Source organism: Streptomyces sp. NPDC045678 (assembly GCF_056432085.1).
Map to the genome: position 1 here is coordinate 614,778 of NZ_JBWKJS010000001.1, position 20,713 is coordinate 635,490.

Sequence of the window (20,713 nt, forward strand, 5' to 3'; positions counted from 1 at the left end):
CCCTCAGAGGGCGAGCCGGCGTCTCACAGCAGCCCGGCCGTGGCCAGGTGCTTGCCCACCCGCTCGGTCTCCGCCGCCGACAGCGGGATCTGCGGCTCCGCCGTGGCAGGGCAGTCGATGATCCCGCGCAGCCGCAGCGCCGCCTTGAACGCGCCGAGCGCCGCGGAACTGCCGCCCATCCGCGCCGGATCGCCCGCCGTCACCATCCCGAACAGCCCGCACAGCCGCTCCTGTTCGGCCCGCGCCCGCGCCCAGTCACCCTCACGGCAGGCGCGGTGGAGCCGCACGTACCCCTCCGGGTCGACGTTCCCGAGTCCCGGCACGACACCGTCGGCGCCCATCGCCAGCGCCGAGTCGACGGTGAGCTCCGACCCCGTCAGGACACCGAACCCGGCGAGCCCCGGCTCCGCCCGCTTGCCGAGGACCACGCGCCGGAACGCCCCCTCGTCGCCGCTGGAGTCCTTCAGGCCCGCCAGCACACCGTCCCGGCCCAGCTCCAGGACCAGTTCCGCGGGCAGCTTCGTGTGCACCGCCACCGGAATGTCGTACGCGACGACGGGCACCCCGCAGCCCTCCGCGACGAGCCGGAAGTGGCGGGCGATCTCGGCCGGATGGGTCCGTGTGTAGAAGGGCGCGGTGACGACGACCGCGTCCGCGCCCGCCTCGGTGGCGGCCCGCGCGCGGTCGAGGACGCGGGGCGTGGTCATGTCGATGGCCCCGGCCAGGACCGGGAGGCGCCCGCCCGCATGGCGGACGACGGTCTCGACGACCAGTGTGCGCTGCCGGTCGGTCAGGTACGCGACCTCGGAGGTCGAGCCGAGCACGAAGAGACCGTCGACGCCGCCCGCGACCAGGTGGTCGACGAGCCGGGTGAGGGAGGGGACGTCCACCTCGCGGTCCGGTGTCAGGGGGGTGCAGACGGGCGGGACGACACCGGTCAGCGGGGCGGGCATGGTCATGGATGCTCCCTTGGGGTGGCGCTGTGCGGGACGGTGGCGCTGTCCGTGGCTCCGGCCGTGGCGGCGGCCTGGGTGACGAGGTCGTGGGTCGATTCCCCCTCGGCCACGGGATGGAAACAGCGGAACCGGTGTACTTCGCCCGCCTGTCGGTTCTCCGGCATGGCGGTGGCGCACACCTCGTCCGCCTTCCAGCAGCGGGTGCGGAAGGGGCAGCCGCTCGGCGGCCGGGTCGCCGACGGCACGGGGCCGACGAGCGGGATCGGGTCGATGGGGTCGAGCAGCCCGGGCGTGGCGGAGAACAGGGCGCGCGTGTACGGGTGCCGGGCGCGGGTCAGGCTCTCCCCGGCCGGCGCCTCCTCGACGATCCGGCCCAGGTACATCGTGACGACGCGGTCGCTCATCCTGCGTACGGTCTGGATGTCGTGGGACACGAAGACGAGCGCGAGCCCCAGGCGCTCCTTCAGGTCGAGGAGCAGGTTGAGGATCTGGGCGCGTACGGACACGTCGAGGGCGCTCGTCGGCTCGTCGGCGACCACCAGGTCCGGTTCGAGGGCGAGGGCGCGGGCGATGGCGACGCGCTGGCGCTGCCCGCCGGACAGCTGTCCCGGCAGCCCGTCGGCGAGGCTCTTCGGCAGGCCGACCAGCGACATCAACTCCCGTACGCGCTCGTCCCGTTCCCTCGGGGTGCCTCGTCTGTGCACGTCGAGGGGGTCCCGCAGGATCCGGTTCACCGGGAGGCGGCGGTTCAGGGCGGTCGACGGGTCCTGGAAGATCATCCCGGCGCGGGTCCCGATGGAGGTCCGCCGTTCCGCGGCCGGCATCGTCCACAGGTCGTGGCCGCGGAAGGACACGGTGCCCTTACTGGGGCGCTGGGCGCCGACGACGACCTTGGCCAGGGTCGACTTGCCGCAGCCGGATTCGCCGACGATGCCCACGGTCTCGCCGGGGGCGAGGGCCACGGTTGCTTCTGTCAGGGCGTACACGTGGTCCCGGGAGAGGAGGCCTCCCGAGCGGGCCCTGTGCACTACGTGCACGTTGTCCAGTTCCACGATGGGGGGCTTGGGGGTCATTTCGGCTTCCGCTCCGTCGTGGCTGGTCGCGCAGTTCCCCGCGCCCCTGAGAAGCCCCCCGGAGGCGCGTCTGAAAGGCCCGCCGCGGTGGTTCGCAATGCCTCGTCCGCCGGGTGGTGGCAGGCCGTGGAGTGTGCCGGTGTACCCGCCAGCCGCGGAGGCGTCTCGCGGCACACCTCGCTCGCCAGCGGGCAGCGGTCCGCGAATCTGCAGCCCGGCGGGAAGTCCGCCGGGGACGGGACCACGCCCTTGATCTGCGTGAGGCGTTGCGCCGCCGACTCGAGCGACAGCACCGAACCGAGCAGGCCCCGCGTGTAGTGGTGGGCGGGGGACTCCACCAGGTCCGCCGTCACGCCCGTCTCGACGATCTGCCCTCCGTACATCACCACCACCCGGTCGGTGACGTCGGCGACGAGCGCGAGGTCGTGCGAGACGAGGATCAGCGCGAAGCCCAGCTCCTCGCGCAGCCGCAGCAGGAGCTGGATGATCTGCGCCTGCACGGTGACGTCGAGCGCGGTCGTCGGCTCGTCGGCGACGATCAGTTTCGGGTCGCGGGAGAGGGACATGGCGATCAGGACGCGCTGGCGCTGGCCGCCGGAGAGTTCGTGCGGATAGCTGCGCAGGGTGCGGTCGGGGTCCAGGCCGACGAGTGCGAGGAGTTCGGACGCCGAGCGCCGGCCACCTCTCCGTACGACCTGTTTGAGCTGCGCGCGGACCGTCATCGCGGGGTTCAGCGAGGACAGGGCGTCCTGGTAGATCATCGCCATGTCGTGGCCGAGCAGCCGCCGCCGGGCGCGCATCGGCAGGCCGGTCAGCTCCTGCCCGTCGAAGGTGACGCGGCCGCCGACCCGGGCGCCCTTCGGCTCCAGGCCCATGACCGTGAGCGCCGTCAGTGACTTGCCGCAGCCCGACTCGCCGACCAGGCCGAGGACTTCACCGGGCCGTACGTCGAAGCTGATCCCGTCGACGATGTCGACGCCCCCGTGGCGCTGCGGGAAGGAGAGGGTGAGGCCGGTGACGGCCAGCACCGGAGCACCCGTGGGGAGGGGGCGGGCGCGGGAGCGGAGCCGGTGGGCCGCCCGGGGCAGGCCGGGCAGTTCGAGGACGCGGCCGCTGCCGGGTTCGGGGGCCTCCAGGCGGTCCTGGGCGCGGTCCGTGCCGGTGACGTCGCGGGTCGAGGGGGCGGCCCAGGCGTCCGACACGCCTTCGGAGAGGACGTTCAGGGCGAGGACGGTGATCAGCATGAGGAGGCCGGGGAAGACCGTCGCCCACCAGCCGCCGATCAGCACCATGTTCTTGCCGTCCGCGATGACGCTGCCCCAGGACGGGTCGGGCGGCCGCACGCCCGCGCCGATGAAGGAGAGCGACGCCTCGAAGACGATGGCCTCGGCGACCTGCACGGTGCAGAAGACCAGGATGGGCGCGGCGCAGTTGACGGCGACGTGCCGGATCAGGATGTGCGGGGTGCGGGCGCCGACGATGCGTTCGGCGACGACGTAGTCCTCGCCGTACTGGTCGAGGACGTTGGCCCGTACGACCCGTGCGATCGGCGGGGTGAACAGGAAGGCGATGGCGCAGATCAGGACGGTGATGCCGCCGCCGAACACGGCGACGAGCACGGCGGCGAGCGCGATGCCGGGGAACGCCATGACGACGTCCAGGCAGCGCATCAGCGTCTCGTCGACGGCCTTGCGGGAGGTCGCGGCGACCGCGCCGATGACGGCGCCCGCGACGAGTGCGAGCAGGGTCGCGCCGAGCCCGATGGCGAGCGACCAGCGTGCCCCGTACATCAGCCGGCTGAGGATGTCGCGGCCCAGGCTGTCCTGGCCCATCCAGTGGTCGGCGGAGGGCGCTCCGGTCCCGCCGGCCTGGGGCTGCTGGTCGAGCGGGTCGTGCGGGGCGAGCAGCGGCGCGAAGAGGGCCACCAGGACGACGAGTGCGACGACGCCGACCGCGATGCGGGAGAGGACGGGGAGCTTGCGCAGGGAGCGGAGCCGGATGCCGGGCACGGAGAGCCGCTCGGCGAGGGCCTTACGAGTGTGTGGCTGGGCGGGCGTCAACTCGTCCCCCTCAGGCGTGGGTTGACCAGCAGGTAGAGGATGTCGATGACGAGGTTCACGACCACGAAGCCGACGGCGGTGGTGATGACGACGCCCTGCACGACGGCGGGGTCGCCGTTCTTCACGGCGTCGATCATCAGCTTCCCCATGCCGGGCAGCGAGAAGATCGTCTCGATGACGACCGCGCCGCCGAGCAGGTAGCCGACGCGCAGGCCGAGCACGGTGAGCGGGTTGATGAGGGCGTTGCGCAGGACGTTGCGGCCGACGACGACCACCGGGGGCAGGCCGTTGCCGATGGCTGTCCGTACGTAGTCCTTGTCGAGCTCCTCGACCACGGCGGTGCGGACGATGCGGGTGAGGCCCGCGGCCACGGGCAGCGAGAGCGCGAGGGCGGGCAGCGTCATGGTCCTGAGCCAGCCGGTGAAGGAGTCGGCGGGGTTGATGTAGCCGCCGGTCGGGAACCAGCCGAGGTCCACGGCCAGGTACTGGATCATCAGGAGAGCCAGCCAGAAGCCGGGCGCCGCGACGCCGGTCAGGGAGACGACGCGGATCAGCTGGTCGGGCAGCCGGTCGCGGTAGATCGCGGCGGTGATGCCGAGGCCGAGGGAGAGCACCACGGCGATGCCGAGGCCCAGGAAGGTCAGCTGCACGGTGAGGGGGAGCGCGGTGGCGATCTGGTCGACGACGGGGGAGCGGTTGAGGACGCTGATGCCCATGTCGCCCTGGAGCAGGTCGCCGACGAAGGCGAGGTAGCGGACGGGCAGCGGGTCGAGGAGCCCGTTCTCCTCCCGGAACCGGTGCAGCTGCTCGGGGGTCGGGTTGGCGCCCTGGAAGAACGCGGACGCCGGGTCGACGTCGGAGAAGCGCATCACGAGGAACACGAAGAGCACGATGCCGAGCAGCAGCGGCACGAGCAGGGCGACGCGGCGGGCCAGGATTCTGAGGACAGCGGTCACGGTGTGCGGCTCCTGAACTCGCTTTCCGTCATACCCACTTGGCCTGCAGCAGGTTGATGCCCGGGTACGGCTGGGCCTTGACGCCGGTGATCTTCTTGGGGTCCCAGGCCGTCATGAGTTCGTTGTGCACGACCGGATAGAGCACGGCCTGCCGCGCCACGGTGTCGATGTAGTCCTGGATCATCGCCCGCTTCTTCGACGCCTCGGGTTCGCGGGTGGCCTGGTCCATGTCCTTGAAGAGCTTCTTCGCGACAGCGTTGTCGGCCCAGCGCGCGTAGCCCATCCAGATGTTCTCGGGGCCGTAGTTGTAGTGCATGATCAGGTCGGCGTCGAGCCCGAACTGGTTGGGGTTGGAGGCGGCCGCGACGACCTGGAAGTCCTTCTTCTGGTCCAGCTTCGTGAAGACGGCGGTGGTTTCCTGGGGGTCGAGGGTGACCTCGACGCCGAGCTTCTCCCAGCCGTCCTGGATGGTGGGCAGGCAGTCGACGATCCAGCTCACGTTGACGGCCATGAGGTTGACCGTGAGCTTGCCGACTCCGGCCTCCTTGAGGAGCTTCCTGGCCCTGTCCAGGTCGTATCCGTACACGGTCCCGGCGGGCCGGTAGGTGGGGTTGGACTCGTTCAGGAAGGACGTCGCCGCTCTGCCGTGACCCTTGAGGGCGGCCTGGATCATCTTGTCGCGGTCTATGGCGTAGTGCAGGGCCTGCCGGACGCGGACGTCGTCGAACGGCTTGTGCGCGGTGTTGAACAGCAGGAAGAGGTTGTTCATCCCGGCGCCGCCCTCGACGCTCATCCCGCTCTTCTTCAGCTGCCCGATGTTGGCGTACGGGATGTTGTCGGCGATCTCCGCCTCGGCGCTGCCGCCGGAGATCTTCGCGACGCGCGGCGCGGCGTCCACGATGGTCAGCCAGTTCATCTTCTTGAACGCGGCCTTGCGCGGTCCGTTGTAGTCGTCGAAGGCCTCGAAGGTCGTGTTCGACTTCGGGTGGTGCGAGGCCATCTTGTACGGCCCCGAGCCGACGGCCTTCCCCTTGGTCGCGTCGTCCCAGGCGCCCGGCTGCGAGAAGACGTGCTTCGGCATGATCTTGGCGAGGGAGAGACGGGCGGCGCCGTCCGGGAACGGGAACTTGAGGATCAGCTCGACGGAGGTGGCGTCGACCTTCCTGACCTCCTTGAGCCACCCCGCGAAGAACCCCTTCGCGAGGGTCTGGGTCTTCGGGTCGAGGATCCGCTCGAAGACGAACACGACGTCGTCGGCGGTGACGGGCTTGCCGTCGTGCCACTTCGCCCCCGGGCGCAGCGTGAACTTCCACGTCGTCGCCTTCAGGTCGTTCGGGAGCTCGGTGGCGAGCGCGGCGTACGGCTCGCGGCTGATCGGATCGGTCCCGAGGAGCCCCTCGTAGATGTGCTCGTTCCCGGCCATCGCGAAGGCGGACGCGGTCTGGGTCGGATCCCAGCTCCCGTCGTTCCCGTACCCGATGACGGCGGTGAGCGTCGCACTGCCGCCCTGCCCGCCGCCACCCGTCTCGTTGGTGGACTCGGGCCCCGACGAGCAGGCGGAGAGCGTGGTGGTGACGGCGGCGGCCGCGCCCAGCGCACCCGTGTACTTGAGGAAGGACCGGCGGTCCGGCGCGGTCCGAGGGATCAGATCACTCACGGTGTGTCTCCCTTGCCTCCCTGAGAGGTCCCACGTCCTACGTCGTGGGTGGCGTGGCGACCATAGGAGCGGCGAGGGGCCTGGTCAAGGGAGCGCGCAGGGATCCGAACGGGACGAACTCGTGCCGGAGGTGGGACGTGGGATGTCCGCCGTGCCTACGATGGCGCGCATGGCCGATGAGCCGATCCGAGAGCGGCGTGTGAGCGGGCAAGTGCGGCGTGAGGTCGTCGAGTTGATCCTGGAAAGAGGGCTGCGGCCGGGCGCGCCGCTGCCCACGGAGGCCGAGCTGATGGTCGCGCTCGGCGTCAGCCGCAACTCCGTTCGGGAGGCGCTCAAGGCCCTCCAGGCCCTGGACATCGTGGAGATCAGACACGGCCACGGGACCTACGTGGGGCAGGCCTCGCTCACCCCGCTCGCCGACGGCCTGACCTTCCGCGCGCTCGTCAGGCTCCGCGACGACACCCGGGCGCTGGTGGAGATCCTCGAACTGCGCGAGGTCCTGGAGGAGGGGCTGATGCGGCGCGTCGCCGGGGCGCTCGGTGAGGCCGAGCTGTCCCGCCTGGAGTCGTTGGTGCACGGGATGGAGGAGGCGGCGGCCGCGGGAACGGCCTTCCCCGACCTGGACCGCGAGTTCCACGAGACGCTGTACCGCCCGCTGGGGAACGAACTGGTGCCGCAGCTCCTCGGCGCGTTCTGGCACGTCTTCCACCGGGTGGCGGGGGCGCGGGGCTGGGCGAGCGATCCGGCACCCGAGCTGACGGTGGCCCGGCACCGGGACATCGTGGCCGCGCTGCGCGCGAAGGACGCGGGGCGCGCCCAGCGGGCGATGGCCGACCACTTCCGGGGCATCGGGGCGCGGGCGGGGCAGGGGATGCGGGGGGTGGGGTAGTGGACGGGGGCTACCCGGCGCTCTCCCCCGGGGTGGCGGCGAGGGCGTAGGCGAGGCCTTCGGCGGTGCCGGTCTCCAGACCGGAGCGGTACTCCTCCTCGTACGCGGTGTCGCCGATGGACGTCCTGATCGCGCGTTCGGACTCCGCGCGGGCGGCGACCAGTTGCGGCATGCCCAGCTGGGACGGGCCGATGGCCTGCCACATGCGCTGGCTGATGCCGAGCAGACGCGCCGCGTGCCTGCCCCTGTCCCGGGCGGCGGCCGTCGAGGCCAGCAGGTCGATGGCCATGACCGCACCGAGGCTGTCGTGGAGCAGTGCCTTGCCCTCCAGCGCGCGGCGGGCGTGGACCGCGGCTTCGGCGGGGGAGCCGAGGCCGGCGGAGGCCAGTGCCCTGGTGTATCCGGCCCAGGCGCCCAACCACCGCTCGCCGAGCCGCTCGGTCCGGGCGCACAGCTCTTCGGCGTGGGTCGCCGCGCCGGTGAAGTCCCCGCGGTGGACGCGCACGAACGCGCGCGTCACCTTGATCAGGAGCCAGGCCTCGGGAAAGCCGCCCTCGGCGTCCACGGGCTCCGCTGCGGTGTCGAGCACGACGGAGGCCCCCAGCTGGTCCCCGCGCAGGGCCAGCGCGGCGCCTTCGAGGTAGGCGGCGGCATGGGCCCCCGGGGCGTCGGCGCCCCCGACGGTCTCGCGCAGCGCGTACGCGAGCCGTTGCGTGGCGTCGAGGTCACCCTGCCCGAGCGCCGCGAGACCGTACGCCCACTGGGCCTTGGCGCGCTCGGCGGCCGGTCCGGGGCACAGGTCGAGCGCCCGCCCCAGGTAGTGCCTCCCCTCCCGGGGAAACCCGCAGGCGAACCAGAAGAACCACAGCGCCCCGCCCAGCTCGAGCGCCGTGCGGCCGTCGCCGCGCGACAGACAGAAGTCCAGCGCCGTCCGGAGGTTGGCGTGGTCGGCGGTCAGCCGCGCGGACCAGCCGACCTGACGCGGGCCCAGCCACTCGGCCTCGGCCCGCAGCACCAGCGCGCGGTGGAAGTCCAGGTGTCTGCGCCGGGCGGGCTCCTCCTCGCCCAGCTCGCGCAGCCACTGCGCGCCGAACTCGCGCACCGTGTCCAGCATGCTGAACCGCACGGACCCCGAGCCGTCCCCACGACGGCGTACGAGGGACTTGGCGACCAGGCCGTCGAGCAGCCGCCCGACCTCTTCGGCGGGGAGCGGGCCCCCTGCTCCGACGGCCCGCGCGCCGTCCGCCTCGAAGCCGCCGGTGAACACCGAGAGCCGGGCCCACAGCAGCCGCTCCAGCGGCTCGCACAGCTCGTGGCTCCAGCCGATGGTGGTGCGCAGGGTGCGATGGCGCGGCGGGGTGGTGCCATGGGCGCCGTCCCGCGCGATCAGCGCCTCGAAGCGGTGCTGCAACCGGTCGGCGAGCTCTTCGATGGAGAGGCCGGGCAGCTGGGCCGCCGCCAGCTCGATGGCCAGCGGAATCCCGTCGAGGCGGTGGCAGACGGCCGCGGCGGTGGCCCGCCGTGAGTCGGTCAGCGCGAAGTCGGGCACCGAGGCGGCCGCCCGGTCGGCGAAGAGCGTCAGCGCGTCGCCGTGCTCGGTGGCGGTGCCCGCCCCCGTGGGAGGGTGCGCCACCGGCAGCGGGGCCACCTCGTGGCGCCGCTCGCCAGGGATGCCGAGGGGCTGTCTGCTGGTGACCAGGATGCGCAGCTCCGGTGCCGCGTCGAGCAGTGTCCGCGTCAGGCGGGCACACTTCGCGACGAGGTGCTCGCACGAGTCCAGGACCAGCAGCAGCCTCTTGTCGGCGAGCCATCGGGCGACCAGCTCCTCGGCGGGACCGGCGGCCTGGTCGACGAGGCCGAGCTCCTCGAGGAGGACGTTGCCGAGCAGGGACGGTTCCCGCAGCGGTGCCAGCTGCACCAAGTGCACCCCGTGCGTGAAGTCCGGCTCCATCCGGCGGGCGACCCGCAGCGCGAGCCGTGTCTTGCCGACGCCGCCCACGCCGGTCAGTGTCACGAGGCGGTCGGTTTCCAGCAGAGTGACCAGCGACCGCAGTTCGCCGGAACGCCCGACGAAACTCGTCGTCTCGGAGGGGAGCTTCACGTCACACAGTGTGCTCCTCCCCGGCGCCGAGGGGCGTGCTTGCCCCGAGATCGGCCCGACATGAGTGACGCCCCGGGCAAGACGCGCAAAAGTCGGCACGAAGAGATCAGCACCGGTCATCGTCTCGCCTGCTCCGGTCAACCAGTCGTGCAGCCACGGCCGTTCGGCCATAGTGGCCGTTCACCGAGCGGGGCTACGGAGAGTCAGGGGGCCTGCGCATGGCCACCCTCAGGGGATGGCGCGAGCGATGGAGGGTCCGTGTGCGGTTCGTCGTCCGGCGGGCGGCCGCCGTCGCCTGCGGGGCCGTACTGCTCGCGCCGACGATCTGGTCGGCGCACGGCTCCGCGGCGCCGCCGCACTTCTTCCTGGACCTGTCGGCCCTGACGGTGGGCGGCGCGCTGGCCGTCCGCGCCGGCGCCCGGCACGCGTCGGCCACGGCCGCCCTGGCCCGTGTCACCGAGGTGGCGCGGGCGGCGGAAGGGGCGATCCTGCGCCCCGTCGCCACGCGCCTCGGCGGGGTGGAGGTGTGCACGCAACACCACTGCCCCGTCCAGGGGGCGACGGTCGGCGGTGACGTGTACGACGTCGCGCACACGCCGTACGGCCTGCGGGTGCTGATCGGGGACGTGCGCGGCCACGACCTGGCGACGGTGCGGATCACGGCCGAGGTCATCGGTGCCTTCCGCGACCAGGTGTACGTCACGCCCCACCTGGCCGACCTGGTGCGGGCGGTGGACGCCCGGATCTCCCCGGTGCTCGGTCCGGAGGACTTCGTCACCGCCCTCTTCGCCGAGTTCGCCCCCGGCGAGGTGCGGATCGCCAACTGCGGGCACCCGGCGCCGCTGCGGGTGGGCCGGCAGACCAAGCTGCTCGAACCTCCGGAACACGCGCTGCCGCTGGGGCTCGGTCCGGCGCCCGCAGCGCACCGCGCTGGCTGCAGCCCGGTGACCGGGTGCTGTTCTACACGGACGGGCTCAGCGAGGCCCGCGACGCGGACGGCACCGACTTCCCGCTGCTCGAAGGGGTCGCCCAGGCGCTGGGCGAGCCGCTGCCCGCCGACGCGCTCGACGCGCTGTACGCACGGCTGACCGGGCACACGCGGGGACCGCTGACCGACGACGTCGCGTTCGTGCTCTGCCAGCCCGCCGACCGGCCTTCCGTCCTGTGGGAAGGGGATCCGTGCGGTCGGGCGGCAAGGGGCGCCGGACCGGGCGGGCACCGTGAGCCGCACTCGGTCAGGGGCGCGGGCCCGCGCTGTTGATCATGGGGCCAAGCTCGCGGGACAGGGCCACGGTCAGCGCGCGGAAGATGTGCACCTCGGGGTTCTCCTCGGCCGCCCGTACCGCGAGGTAGCTGCTCTCCCACGGGGCGTCGAGGATCGGGACGAACGCGGCGCCCGGCCAGGCGTAGTAGCGGGCGAAGGACTTCAGGCCCGACCCTGCCGCACGGCCCGTGATCACGCCGGTCAGGACCTCCTGCGGCGTCACCGCGTACTCCGTGCTGCGGCGCCGGGCCTCCTCGCCGAAGTAGAGGTAGTCCGTGAAGGGGCGCGGGGTGTGGCCGGGGACGCGGAAGAACGGGAGGGCCGCGACGTCCGCGAGCGTCGCGCCGGTCTGCCCGGCCTCCGCGAGCGGGGAGTGCTCCGGGACGACCACGATGCGCTGCTCTGTCGTCAGGACGTCGGCCACCACCCGCTCGTCATCGGGGCCCGGACGTACGAAGGCCACGTCCACGCGGTCCTCCGTCAGCGCCGTCACATGCTCGGTGAAGTCCAACTGGCGGATTTCCACGCGGACGTCGGGGCGGGCGCGCCGGTACGCGTTGATCGCCGCCGGGGTCAGCTCCGCCGAGCCGTGCCCCATGATGCCGACCCGCAGCGGCCGGCCCGCCGCGCCCGCGCCGGGCCGCACCGTCTCCGCCATGTCGTCGAGCGCCGCGTTCGAAGCGGCGAGCAGGACACGCGCGTGACCCGCAAGGCGCACGCCCGCCGGGGTGGGCGACACCGGGCTCGTGCCCCGGTCGACGAGCAGCGTGCCGAGCTCCGCCTCCAGACGCCGGACGTGCTGCGTCACGGCGGGCGGGGAGAGGAAGAGGCGGGCCGCGGCCCGCCCGAAGTGACCCTCCTCCACCACCGCGAGGAACGACGACAGAAGTCGCAGATCGAGCGGCGCGGAGGACATGCGTACCAGCGTAGACCCGGAGGTCAGCGGCGTGCGCGCCGTCTTCACGAATCGTGAACGGGGGAGGCGGGCGCGGGCGCGGCGCGCCTACTACTGGATGCCATGAGCACCACCACCACTCCGTCCGCCACCCCGTCCGCGTCCCGCGCCGACGGGTCTCTCCCCGCTCCTCCCCGCCGGTACGGGCTGCGGGCGGCCTGGATCATGATGGCCTCCGGGTGGAGCGCCAACCAGTTCTCCGCGCTGCTCGGCGCCTACCGCTCCGAGCTCGGCCTCTCCGAGTCCGCCGTCACCGGCCTCTTCGCCCTGTACGTCGTCGGGCTCATCCCGGGCCTCCTGGTGTGCGGGCCGCTGGCCGACCGCGTCGGGCGCCGCCCGGTCGCGCTGACGGCACTCGCGCTGAACCTGCTCTCCACCGGCGTGCTGATGCTGGGCGCGGGCGCCACGGGGTGGCTGTGGCCCGGGCGGTTCATCACCGGGGTGAGCGCGGGTGCGCTGCTCGCGGCGGGCGGCGCGTGGATCAAGGAGCTCTCCTCGGAGCCGTACGTCCCCCTCGGCACGAGGACCGCCTCGACCGCCTCGCGCCGCGCCGGGCTCTTCGTCTCGGCCGGGTTCGCCTCCGGCGGCCTCGTGGCGGCACTGATCGCCCGGTGGGCCGAGGCGCCGATGGTCACGGCGTACGTACCGCACCTGCTGCTCGCGGCGGGCGCGGGCCTGGCCGCGCTGACCGCCCCCGAGACGGGCACCCGGCACCGGGTGACACACAAGCACCCCGGCATCGGACGCCCCTTCCGGCGCGGCGTCCTCCCCGTCGCCCCCTGGGTCTTCGCCGCCCCCAGCGTCGGCTTCGTGACGCTGCCCGGCCTCGTGCACGGCGGCCTCGTCCACACCGGCGTCGCCACCGCCCTCGTGCCCGGCACCGGCCTGCTCGTGCAGCCCCTCGCCCGCCGCGTGGCGAAGCGGCACCGGCTCGCGACCGCCGTCGCGGGCCTGCTCGTCGTCACCGCCGGCTTCGGCGCCGCCGCGCTCGCCGCCGTCACGGAGGACCGCACGACCGCACTCGCCGCCGCCGCGGTCCTCGGCGCGGGCTACGGCTTCGTCCTGACGTACGGCCTCACCGAGGTCACCGCCCTCGCCCCGCCGCACCGCCTGGCCCGCCTCACCGCGTACTTCTGGACGGCGGCGTACGTCGGGATGTTCGCGCCGTACGCGATCACGCTCCTGTCCGGCGCGGTGCCGCCCCCGGCCCTCCTCGGCGCGGCGGCCGTCCTCGCGGCCCTGTCCTGTGTGCTCCTGATCACCCTCCACGCACGGCGTCCGGATCCGGCACGCGGGTAGCAGCGCAGCGAGCCGCGGTCTCGCGGTGCGGTCGTGCGCGGCGCGTTCCCGCACCGGTACGTATCCTCGGCACGCTCCACCCACCGAAGTCCACGACGCCCGCCGAAGCGGCACCTGCGAGAGGCACCACCATGACCACCGAGCTGAGCCCCGACGCCCCGGCCCTCGACGGCCTGCTGGAGCAGGCCCGGAAGGACTACGACGCCCTCGCCGCACGCGGGCTCTCCCTCGACCTGACCCGGGGCAAGCCCGCGCCCGAGCAGCTCGACCTCGCCGAGGACCTCCTGAGCCTGCCCGGCGGCCGGCACACCGCCGCCGACGGCACCGACGTCCGCAACTACGGCGGGCTCCAGGGTCTGCCCGAGCTCCGGGAGATCTTCGCCGAGCTGCTCCAGGTGCCCGCCGGCCAGCTGCTCGCGCTCGGCAACTCCAGCCTCGAGCTGATGCACGACTGCATCGTGCACGCCCTCCTCGGCGTGCTGCCCGGCGCCGAGTCGCGCTGGGTGGACCAGGAGCGCGTCGCGTTCCTGTGCCCCGTGCCCGGCTACGACCGGCACTTCGGCCTCTGCGAGCGGTTCGGCATCGACATGATCCCCGTGCCGATGACGGCCGACGGACCCGACATGGACGAGGTCGAGCGGCTCGTCGCCGAGAACCCCGCGGTCAAGGGCATCTGGTGCGTGCCCAAGTACAGCAACCCCGACGGCGTGGTCTACAGCGACGAGACCGTGGCGCGTCTGGCCGCGATGCCCACCGCCGCCCCGGACTTCCGGATCTTCTGGGACAACGCGTACGCGGCCCACCACCTCACCGACGAGCCCGCCGAGATCGCGGACCTGCTCGCCGCCTGCGCCGCCGCCGGGCACGAGGACCGCGCGTTCGTCTTCGGCTCCACCTCCAAGATCACCGCCGCGGGCGCGGGCGTCGCCTTCTTCGGCTCGTCGCCCGCCAACGTGAAGTGGCTCCTCGCCAACAACCAGAAGCGGTCGATCGGCCCCGACAAGGTCAACCAGCTGCGGCACGTCATGTTCCTGAAGGACGCGGACGGCGTACGCGCCCACATGGAGCGCCAGCGCGCCCTGCTGCAGCCGAAGTTCGAGACGGTCGCGCGGATCCTGGACGAGGAACTCGGCGGGACGGGCCTCGCGACCTGGACCTCCCCCAAGGGCGGCTACTTCGTCACCCTCACCGTCCCGGACGGCTGCGCCAAGGACGTCGTGCGCCGCGCCGCCGAGGCGGGCATCGTGCTGACCCCGGCCGGCGCGACGCACCCGCACGGCGACGACCCGCGCGACGCGGTCATCCGCGTGGCGCCCAGCTACCCCGGACTCGCGGAACTCGACCGGGCGATCAAGGGACTCACGGTGTGCGTGCGCCTCGTCGGGTACGAGAAGCAGGCCAAGGCGGCCCGCTGAGGTTCAACCGGACGTGTGCGGGGGACTGTGCGGGCCCTTCGCGGCCGGTCGCGCGGTTCCCCGCGCCCCTTCGGGGCCCGGACCCCGTACCAGGAACGGGCTCAGCAGTCCCGGCACCGCACGCTCCGCGAACTCCAGGCCCTCCGCTTCCCCCACGTCGTACGCCGCGTACGCCTGCGCGCCCGCGGCCGTCGTCGCGCTCAGCGTCACCAGGCCCGCGCGGCGCTGCAGCACGGACTGCTTGACGGTCCAGCCGATGACCCCGCCGCGCCGCAGCGCCACCGTGGAGCGGCGCAGGGTCCCGGACCGCACGACGAGATAGTCGGCGTCGAGCGCGTGCCCCAGAGCGCGGTACGCGTCGCGGGCGAGCGCCACCGCGACCGGCACGAGCACCACCGCGGTGCCCACCCCCACATACGTGAGCACCCGCACGTCGAGCAGCGCTCCGAGCAGCAGCAGGACCAGCGCGGGCGCCAGTGCCGCCGACACCGCCCACCGGATCCGGCGGGACCGCGCCGCCCGCGGATGCGGCGCGAGCTCGGCCGCCGTGGGCGTCACCGGCTCCCGCAGGACCCGCGCCGCCACCTCGTCGGCGAGCCGCCGGGGCGCGGCGGGCAGCAGCGTGCTCGGCCCCGCCTGGTCCTCCTCGTCGCGGCGCGAGAGACCCGTGGCCACCGCGTCCACCCGGGCCGCGCCCGAAAGACGCAGGCCCAGCGGCTCCACCACGGCGACACCGCGCAGCCGCGCCTCCTCCAGGGAGACCGAGCGGGTCGTGAAAAGACCGCGCCGCACCCGCAGCGTCCCGCCGGGCTCCCGCTCCAGGCGGTAGTTCCACCACATCTCGATCCACAGCCCGAGCGCTCCCACCGAGCCGGTGGCGAGACCGATCGCGATCAGCGCCAGCACCATGCCCGGCACGGACATCCCCCGGAACGCGTCACCCACCCACTCGATGACGTCCTGCTGCACACCGAACCACTCACTGACCTGCATCACCGCGCCGCCCGCCGCGGCGGCGAGCGCGGAGGTGACGAACGAGAGCGGGGCGTACCGGATCCAGCGCGGGTCGAGGGAGGCGAGCGTGCCCTGCGCGTCGGAGGCGCCGCCCGGCACCGCCCGGCTGAGCAGCTCCCGCCGCAGCCGCTCGCCCTCCGCCCTGCGCACGGGCCGCAGTTCGAGGGTGGCCTCCTGGCCCGCGCTCTGCTCGCCGGTGCCTATGCGGACCTCCACCAGGCCGAGGAGGCGCAGCAGCGGATGGGCGACCAGGTCGACGGAGCGTATGCGCTCCCGGCTCAGGGAGCGGTGCTTGACGAAGAGGATGCCGCTGCGCAGCTCCGCCCGGTCGGGCCCGACGCGGTACCGGCTGTGACGCAGCCGCAGCGCCTCGATGCCGACACCGCTCGCGATGACGAGCAGGCTGAGGCCCACCGCCCAGGCGATCACGGGCCCCATGGCCACCCAGCCCTGGAAGCTGAGGGTGACCGGCACGCCGACGGCGGTCACGATGCCGCCCGTCATCTGGACGGTGACGAGCAGCGAACGCCGGTCGAGCCGCCGCCAGCCCATCTCCTCCTCGGCGTCCGGTCCCGCCGCCGGCTCCGTGGCAGCGAGCCCGCTCACGTCGCGTCCCCCGGCGTCGCCTGGGTGACGAGCGCCAGCCGCTCCGCGAGTTCGGCGGCCGTCGCGTGATCGAGCCCCTCGACCTTCAGGGCGCCCCGCGCGGACGCCGTCGTCACGGTCACCGTGGTCAGCCCGAAGATCCGCTGGACGGGCCCGCGCATCGTGTCGACGGTCTGGAGCCGCGACATCGGCGCGATCCGCCCCTCCATCCAGAAGAACCCGGTCCGCACGTACACCGCGTCGTCGGTGACCTCCCAGCGGTGGACCTTGTACCACCACAGCGGCAGCAGCACGCCGACGAGCAGCCCCGGCACCGCGATGACCACGGCGGGCAGCAGCAGCCAGAAGCGGGCCGGCGCGATCAGCGCGCCGAGCAGACCGAGGACGGCCACGGGCGCGGCCACCGTCAGCAGCAGCTGCGTACGCCACCAGGCGACGGCGCGGCGGTCCAGGGGGTTGCGCGGCGGACGCAGCCGCGGATTCTGCTTCCGGTCGCCTTGGTCAAGAACCATGAGACGAAAGGTACTTGCCGCAGGTCGAGGCCCGCTCGTCGGCGCCACGCGGGCGCTCTGAGGGCTGGGCTCAGTGCTGCTGCGCCTTCTGCGGCGTCGCCTCGCTCGGCCGCACGATGACGTACCCCTCGCCCTCCAGCTTCAGCTGCACGGCCTCGCCCGAACCACCGCGGATCATCGAGCCGATGGACTGCGACCGGTGCAGGGAGGTGGAGAGGTGGGCGGTCCAGCCGACCACCGCGTCCGTGTCGACGTACACGGGCTGCTGCGGCGAGACCGGGATCACCAGCGGCGTGCCCTCGCAGACCAGGCCGAGGCGGCCCGCGCCGGTGAAGACGCTGTTGAACAGGCCGCCGCCGGTCATGCCCGCGCCCTTCACCGTCTTGATCTCGTACGACAGGGTCGCGTCGAAACAGAGGACGTTGCGGCCGTTGACGGTGAGGACGTCGCCGGGCTCGATGTCGACGATGAAGCAGTTCTGCGCCTCGTGCGCGAACCACGCCTCGCCCTGGCCGCGCACCGCCATCAGCGGCAGCCCCTCGCCGGTCACCGCCCGCTTGAGCATGCCACCGACGCCCTGGCTCTTCCGCTCGAACTGCAGCTCGCCCCGGTAGGCGATCATCGCGCCCTGCCGGGCGTGCATCTCACCGCTGACCGCGTACTTGATGGACTTGGCGTTCTGGAGGGTCATGCCGGGCGCGTGGGCCGGCTGGGCCATGTGGTCGCTGGAGAACAAGTCACTCTTCATGCCCACATCTTGAGCCACTGCGGACCGACCGCCAACACTTCGGCGGGCGCCGAAAGGTCACGCCCTTACGGTCGTTGGATGACGACCCCCGCGTACGCATACGAGGAATTCCGCGCCCTGCACCGCGCCGGTGCGCCCCTGCTGCTGCCGAACGCCTGGGACCACGCGTCCGCCGCGGCTCTGACCGCCGCCGGGTTCCGCGCGGTGGGGACGACCAGCCTGGGCGTGGCGGCCGCGGCGGGCCTCCCCGACGGTACGGGCGCGACCCGGGCGGAGACGGTCCGGCTGGCCCGCGGCCTGACCCGCCTGGACGCGCTGATCAGCGTCGACGTCGAGGGCGGCTTCAGCGACGACCCGGGGGACGTGGCCGCGCTGGCGGCGGAACTGGCGGAGGCGGGCGCGGTCGGCATCAACATCGAGGACGGCCGCGCGGACGGCACGCTGCGGGACGCGGGGCACCAGGTCGAGATTCTGGCGGCGGTTCGGGAGGCGGTGGGCGGCCGCCTGTTCGTCAACGCCCGCACGGATACGTACTGGTTGCGGGACGCGGGGAGGGTCTCGGAGACGGGGGACCGACTGGAGGCGTACCGCGGGGCGGGCGCGGACGGGGTGTTCGTACCGGGCCTGCGCGACCCGCACGTGATCGCCGAGCTGACGTCGGTGGTCCTGGGCGACACCCCGCTCAACGTCCTCCACGCCCCCGACGGGCCGTCGATGCCGGAGCTGGCGGAGGCGGGCGTCGCGAGGGTCAGCTGCGGCTCGCTGTTGTTCCGGGCGGCGCTGGGGGCGGCGGTGACGGCGGCGCGGTCCGTGGCGGACGGCGCGGGCGGCCTCCCGTCGGCCGAGGACGTCCCCTCGTACGCGGAGACGCAGGCGTTGGCCGACGGGTTCGCCTGACGGGGCGCGGGTCGGTGGGGGCTGGCCGCGCAGTTCCCCGCCCCTTAAGGGGCGACCATCGCCACGAACGCGGACCAGGCGCCGGCGCCGATCACCAGGGCGGGACCCTGGGGAACCTTGCTGTCCCGCACGGGGACGACCCCGGGGACTCCGTCGACGACCTCGACGCAGTCCTCCCCGCCGTTGCCGCCGCTGTAGCTGCTCTTGCGCCAGCGGGCGGCGCCCACGAAGTCGTACGCGACCTCGACGCATGACTCTCCGCCGCTGCCACCGCTGTAGCTGCTCTTGCGCCAGCGGGCGGTGCTCAGGTCGTACTCGCGCATCGTCTGTAATCCTCCGACACCGACTCGATCAGGTCCAGGGACGCCTCAGGCGACAACGCGACGGCCCTGAGCAGATCGTAAGTCGCCTGCGTCCGCTTCACCACCGCCGGATCGTCCAGGAGATTCCCCGAAAGCACCGCCTCTGTATAGACCGTTGGCGGGGCGTCCTCGAACTCCATGAGCGTCATCATCTTGCCCATCTCGGGGTGTGCCCCGGCTGCGAACGGCAGCACCTGCACCAGCACCTTGCGCTCGCGCATCATCGTTGCGATGTGGTCGAGCTGCTGGGCCATCACGGTGGGGCCTCCGACGGGGACGAGCGGCACGGTCTCGTGCAGGATCGCCCAATATGTCGGCCGGGCCGCGTCCTTGAGCAGCAGCGCGCGGTCCATGCGACCCCTGATCAGCTCCTCGATGTACTCGTCGGTGGCGAACGGATTGCTGCCCAGGAAGACCGCTCGCGCGTAGTCGGGGGTCTGCAGAAGTCCCGGCACTACCGTTGGCGCGAAGTCACAGATCTCCGTCGCCAGCAGCTCCAACTCCGCCGCGTGAGCGAAGTACTCCGTAAACGGCTGATCCTTGATGAGCTTGCGCCACAATCGTTCGAAAAAGCCGTCGGTTTGTAGCACCTCATCAATACGTTGTGCCACATCCAACTGTGGTTTTCGAATCGCCTGCTCGAACTGGCCGATGTAGCCCCCGGATACGAATACGCGGACCCCCAGCGCCGACTGGCTGAGCCCCGCGTCCTCCCGTCTCCGCTTCAGCTCCGCGCCGAAGAATTCCCATGCCGCCTGCCTCGAACCATTGGCCATGGCCAACCGCCTTTCGCTGCCTCGCAGTTGTAGAGGGCAGACCCCTGCCGAGTGTAGGTCGCGTGCGCCACCGTAGGGGCGAGAAGAGTGAAATCCGAAGGCAAAGGGGAGCCACGTGAAGGCGGACGGAAAGCAGCACGCAGTGGCATGTATCGAACAGGCGGAGGACACCGTGAAGGAATTGCGCGCCGCGCTCGCGCGAGTGGGAATTACCCTGCCGTCATTGAGGATGGACCCCGCGTCGATCGCGAGGGACGCCCCGTGTCCGCGGATCGAATTGGGGGGTTGTTCGGTCGAGGCGACCGCACGTCTCGCCGCCGCGCTGAGGAGTGCGCCATGAATGACCTTCCGCTGAACCTGCCCGTCGGGGCGTACGTGGTGGACACCCGGAGCGGGGAGGTGGGACGGGTGATGGGCCACGAGGGGCCGTACGTCCAGCTGCGCCCCTACGGAGGGGGCCGCGAGTGGGACTGCGCCCCGGAGGCCGTCCGTACGGCCACGACGGCGGAGCGGCTCCGCGCGGCGACGGCGTACGCGAACGCCCGGAGCCGGGGCGAGGTGCCCTGACGGTCAGCCGTATCGGCCGGTCACAGACCGGCCTCCGCTTCCGCGTCGTTCCGGATGCGGCGGATCTCGGCGATGGCGTCCGCGGGGCCCTGCTCCGACGCGTTCACCAGCCGTTCCAGTTCGCGCAGGCGGGCCGCGCACTGCGGATGGCGCTCGATCGCGACGAAGACGGCCCACGAGTGGAGGAAGACGTGGAGGGGGCCAGGCTCTGCGTCTGCTGGGCGTTCGTCGTCGCCTCGAACAGGTGCTGGGTGAGCGCGGGCACTCGGCTCGGTGCGATCCGGGCCACCGCGGCACGCAGCGCGTCGGGTGTCAGCTCGGGCATCGCGGAATCAGTGGCCCGTAGGGCTCGTCGGGCTGTGCGCTCACAGAGGCCTCCGGTGCCGACGGGGCGACCCTTCGTACGCTACCGGGCCCCGTTGAGAGAGTGGGCGTATGTGGGTGAACCGGCCCCGGATGAGCACCCGGGCCCGGCAGCTCGGCGGCGTACGCGAGAATGGACCCCATGAGTCTGTTCCGCGACGACGGCATCGTGCTGCGCACCCAGAAGCTCGGTGAAGCGGACCGCATCATGCTGCTGTCTCCCGGGGGACGACCCCCGTACCC

Annotated in this window: 19 protein-coding genes and 1 pseudogene; 7 read left to right on the forward strand and 13 right to left on the reverse strand. The window is 72.7% G+C overall.

What is annotated here, in order from left to right; genetic code table 11:
• Positions 1-23: 23 nt before the first annotated feature.
• The 5 genes from AC07DO_RS02640 to AC07DO_RS02660 are packed head-to-tail and all read right to left on the reverse strand — an operon-like array spanning position 24 to position 6,702.
• The gene (locus AC07DO_RS02640; protein ID WP_479056501.1) at positions 24-959 is read right to left on the reverse strand and encodes a dihydrodipicolinate synthase family protein; all 936 of its coding nucleotides are present in this window, start codon (positions 957-959) and stop codon (positions 24-26) included.
• Positions 956-2,029, reverse strand: coding sequence for an oligopeptide/dipeptide ABC transporter ATP-binding protein (locus AC07DO_RS02645; protein ID WP_479056502.1), 1,074 nt, complete (start codon positions 2,027-2,029; stop codon positions 956-958). The genes AC07DO_RS02640 and AC07DO_RS02645 overlap by 4 nt, the downstream gene beginning before the upstream one ends.
• On the reverse strand, positions 2,026-4,089 hold the full coding sequence (locus AC07DO_RS02650; protein WP_479056503.1) for a dipeptide/oligopeptide/nickel ABC transporter permease/ATP-binding protein: 2,064 nt from the start codon (positions 4,087-4,089) through the stop codon (positions 2,026-2,028). Before AC07DO_RS02650 ends, AC07DO_RS02645 begins: the two co-directional genes overlap by 4 nt.
• Positions 4,086-5,045 carry an ABC transporter permease gene (locus tag AC07DO_RS02655; protein ID WP_479056504.1) on the reverse strand — a complete coding sequence of 320 codons (960 nt, stop codon included), beginning with the start codon at positions 5,043-5,045 and terminating at the stop codon, positions 4,086-4,088. Before AC07DO_RS02655 ends, AC07DO_RS02650 begins: the two co-directional genes overlap by 4 nt.
• A gap of 28 nt (positions 5,046-5,073) precedes the next feature.
• Positions 5,074-6,702, reverse strand: coding sequence for an ABC transporter substrate-binding protein (locus tag AC07DO_RS02660; protein ID WP_479056505.1), 1,629 nt, complete (start codon positions 6,700-6,702; stop codon positions 5,074-5,076).
• 160 nt (positions 6,703-6,862) lie between these two features.
• On the opposite strand from AC07DO_RS02660, the gene AC07DO_RS02665 reads away from it, so the two are divergent.
• Positions 6,863-7,591: a FadR/GntR family transcriptional regulator gene (locus AC07DO_RS02665; RefSeq protein WP_479057503.1), complete on the forward strand. Its 729-nt coding sequence runs from the start codon at positions 6,863-6,865 to the stop codon at positions 7,589-7,591.
• 10 nt (positions 7,592-7,601) lie between these two features.
• Here the strand turns inward: AC07DO_RS02665 and AC07DO_RS02670 are convergent, their stop codons facing one another.
• A complete protein-coding gene (locus AC07DO_RS02670; protein ID WP_479056507.1) occupies positions 7,602-9,692 on the reverse strand; it encodes an ATP-binding protein in 2,091 nt (696 codons plus the stop codon).
• A gap of 218 nt (positions 9,693-9,910) precedes the next feature.
• Here AC07DO_RS02670 and AC07DO_RS02675 point away from each other — a divergent pair.
• A pseudogene (locus AC07DO_RS02675) lies at positions 9,911-10,594 on the forward strand (PP2C family protein-serine/threonine phosphatase); the annotation flags it as partial.
• A gap of 50 nt (positions 10,595-10,644) precedes the next feature.
• Positions 10,645-10,953, forward strand: coding sequence for a SpoIIE family protein phosphatase (locus AC07DO_RS02680; RefSeq protein WP_479056508.1), 309 nt, complete (start codon positions 10,645-10,647; stop codon positions 10,951-10,953).
• Here the strand turns inward: AC07DO_RS02680 and AC07DO_RS02685 are convergent.
• The gene (locus AC07DO_RS02685; protein ID WP_479056510.1) at positions 10,928-11,872 is read right to left on the reverse strand and encodes a LysR family transcriptional regulator; all 945 of its coding nucleotides are present in this window, start codon (positions 11,870-11,872) and stop codon (positions 10,928-10,930) included. The two genes, AC07DO_RS02680 and AC07DO_RS02685, sit on opposite strands and share 26 nt — an antisense overlap.
• 102 nt (positions 11,873-11,974) lie before the next feature.
• On the opposite strand from AC07DO_RS02685, the gene AC07DO_RS02690 reads away from it, so the two are divergent.
• Together AC07DO_RS02690 and AC07DO_RS02695 are read left to right on the forward strand one after the other, a co-directional pair.
• Positions 11,975-13,210 (forward strand): MFS transporter, encoded by a 1,236-nt coding sequence (locus AC07DO_RS02690; protein ID WP_479056511.1) that lies wholly within the window; start codon positions 11,975-11,977, stop codon positions 13,208-13,210.
• A gap of 131 nt (positions 13,211-13,341) precedes the next feature.
• Positions 13,342-14,625 carry an aspartate aminotransferase type Ic gene (locus tag AC07DO_RS02695; RefSeq protein ID WP_479056512.1) on the forward strand — a complete coding sequence of 428 codons (1,284 nt, stop codon included), beginning with the start codon at positions 13,342-13,344 and terminating at the stop codon, positions 14,623-14,625.
• Between the two features lie 3 nt (positions 14,626-14,628).
• On the opposite strand, the gene AC07DO_RS02700 is transcribed toward AC07DO_RS02695, so the two are convergent.
• The 3 genes from AC07DO_RS02700 to AC07DO_RS02710 form a co-directional block, all read right to left on the reverse strand.
• On the reverse strand, positions 14,629-16,191 hold the full coding sequence (locus AC07DO_RS02700; protein ID WP_479057504.1) for a PH domain-containing protein: 1,563 nt from the start codon (positions 16,189-16,191) through the stop codon (positions 14,629-14,631).
• A 50-nt stretch (positions 16,192-16,241) separates the two neighbouring features.
• Positions 16,242-16,757 (reverse strand): PH domain-containing protein, encoded by a 516-nt coding sequence (locus AC07DO_RS02705; RefSeq protein WP_479056514.1) that lies wholly within the window; start codon positions 16,755-16,757, stop codon positions 16,242-16,244.
• A gap of 70 nt (positions 16,758-16,827) precedes the next feature.
• Positions 16,828-17,505 carry an AIM24 family protein gene (locus AC07DO_RS02710; RefSeq protein WP_479056515.1) on the reverse strand — a complete coding sequence of 226 codons (678 nt, stop codon included), beginning with the start codon at positions 17,503-17,505 and terminating at the stop codon, positions 16,828-16,830.
• Between the two features lie 78 nt (positions 17,506-17,583).
• Between AC07DO_RS02710 and AC07DO_RS02715 the strand changes: the two genes are divergently transcribed.
• Positions 17,584-18,402, forward strand: coding sequence for an isocitrate lyase/PEP mutase family protein (locus AC07DO_RS02715; RefSeq protein WP_479056517.1), 819 nt, complete (start codon positions 17,584-17,586; stop codon positions 18,400-18,402).
• Positions 18,403-18,446: 44 nt separating this feature from the next.
• On the opposite strand, the gene AC07DO_RS02720 is transcribed toward AC07DO_RS02715, so the two are convergent.
• Both AC07DO_RS02720 and AC07DO_RS02725 read right to left on the reverse strand, forming a co-directional pair.
• Positions 18,447-18,725: a DUF397 domain-containing protein gene (locus AC07DO_RS02720; protein ID WP_479056518.1), complete on the reverse strand. Its 279-nt coding sequence runs from the start codon at positions 18,723-18,725 to the stop codon at positions 18,447-18,449.
• The gene (locus tag AC07DO_RS02725; RefSeq protein WP_479056520.1) at positions 18,707-19,540 is read right to left on the reverse strand and encodes a helix-turn-helix domain-containing protein; all 834 of its coding nucleotides are present in this window, start codon (positions 19,538-19,540) and stop codon (positions 18,707-18,709) included. Before AC07DO_RS02725 ends, AC07DO_RS02720 begins: the two co-directional genes overlap by 19 nt.
• A 336-nt stretch (positions 19,541-19,876) precedes the next feature.
• Here AC07DO_RS02725 and AC07DO_RS02730 point away from each other — a divergent pair, with 336 nt between their 5' ends.
• Positions 19,877-20,107 (forward strand): hypothetical protein, encoded by a 231-nt coding sequence (locus AC07DO_RS02730; RefSeq protein ID WP_479056521.1) that lies wholly within the window; start codon positions 19,877-19,879, stop codon positions 20,105-20,107.
• Between the two features lie 103 nt (positions 20,108-20,210).
• Here the strand turns inward: AC07DO_RS02730 and AC07DO_RS02735 are convergent, their stop codons facing one another.
• Complete coding sequence (locus AC07DO_RS02735; protein ID WP_479056522.1) at positions 20,211-20,432, reverse strand: hypothetical protein; 222 nt, start codon at positions 20,430-20,432, stop codon at positions 20,211-20,213.
• Between the last annotated feature and the right edge of the window lie 281 nt (positions 20,433-20,713).

What these genes read in the sequence shown, in the direction of transcription:
- AC07DO_RS02735 (WP_479056522.1), bottom strand. Translation starts at nt 20,432, where the DNA reads ATGCCCGAGCTGACACCCGACGCGCTGCGTGCCGCGGTGGCCCGGATC.
- AC07DO_RS02695 (WP_479056512.1), top strand. Translation starts at nt 13,342, where the DNA reads ATGACCACCGAGCTGAGCCCCGACGCCCCGGCCCTCGACGGCCTGCTG.
- AC07DO_RS02640 (WP_479056501.1), bottom strand. Translation starts at nt 959, where the DNA reads ATGACCATGCCCGCCCCGCTGACCGGTGTCGTCCCGCCCGTCTGCACC.
- AC07DO_RS02720 (WP_479056518.1), bottom strand. Translation starts at nt 18,725, where the DNA reads ATGCGCGAGTACGACCTGAGCACCGCCCGCTGGCGCAAGAGCAGCTAC.
- AC07DO_RS02700 (WP_479057504.1), bottom strand. Translation starts at nt 16,191, where the DNA reads ATGGGCTGGCGGCGGCTCGACCGGCGTTCGCTGCTCGTCACCGTCCAG.
- AC07DO_RS02690 (WP_479056511.1), top strand. Translation starts at nt 11,975, where the DNA reads ATGAGCACCACCACCACTCCGTCCGCCACCCCGTCCGCGTCCCGCGCC.
- AC07DO_RS02685 (WP_479056510.1), bottom strand. Translation starts at nt 11,872, where the DNA reads ATGTCCTCCGCGCCGCTCGATCTGCGACTTCTGTCGTCGTTCCTCGCG.
- AC07DO_RS02665 (WP_479057503.1), top strand. Translation starts at nt 6,863, where the DNA reads ATGGCGCGCATGGCCGATGAGCCGATCCGAGAGCGGCGTGTGAGCGGG.
- AC07DO_RS02645 (WP_479056502.1), bottom strand. Translation starts at nt 2,029, where the DNA reads ATGACCCCCAAGCCCCCCATCGTGGAACTGGACAACGTGCACGTAGTG.
- AC07DO_RS02705 (WP_479056514.1), bottom strand. Translation starts at nt 16,757, where the DNA reads ATGGTTCTTGACCAAGGCGACCGGAAGCAGAATCCGCGGCTGCGTCCG.
- AC07DO_RS02710 (WP_479056515.1), bottom strand. Translation starts at nt 17,505, where the DNA reads ATGAAGAGTGACTTGTTCTCCAGCGACCACATGGCCCAGCCGGCCCAC.
- AC07DO_RS02725 (WP_479056520.1), bottom strand. Translation starts at nt 19,540, where the DNA reads ATGGCCAATGGTTCGAGGCAGGCGGCATGGGAATTCTTCGGCGCGGAG.
- AC07DO_RS02715 (WP_479056517.1), top strand. Translation starts at nt 17,584, where the DNA reads ATGACGACCCCCGCGTACGCATACGAGGAATTCCGCGCCCTGCACCGC.
- AC07DO_RS02730 (WP_479056521.1), top strand. Translation starts at nt 19,877, where the DNA reads ATGAATGACCTTCCGCTGAACCTGCCCGTCGGGGCGTACGTGGTGGAC.